Origin of the sequence: Psychrobacter sp. CAL346-MNA-CIBAN-0220, from assembly GCF_040309805.1 — a bacterium.
In the GTDB taxonomy this organism is placed as follows: Bacteria; Pseudomonadota; Gammaproteobacteria; order Pseudomonadales; family Moraxellaceae; genus Psychrobacter.
Map to the genome: position 1 here is coordinate 1 of NZ_JBEOPF010000620.1, position 246 is coordinate 246.

Annotated in this window: 1 pseudogene; it reads left to right on the forward strand. The window is 37.8% G+C overall.

The features are described from left to right. A pseudogene (locus AAEY88_RS15045) lies at positions 1-246 on the forward strand (hydrolase); the annotation flags it as partial.

The following is a 246-nucleotide window of genomic DNA, read 5'->3' on the forward strand; positions in this document are numbered from 1 at the left end:
GCAAATGCGTTGTGTTGAATCGGTTGAAGAAATGCTAAAGCAGGTTGAATACTTTGTAGATACCGTATCTGACTACAAAAGTGACTTTATACTATTCCCTGAATTTTTTAATGCGCCATTAATGGGGCTAGGAAATCAAAGTAATCAAACTGAAGCGATTCGTTATTTAGCGGAATATACCGAAACGTTTAAAAACGCGATGTCGCGTATGGCAATAGAATACAACGCCAATATTATTACCGGCTC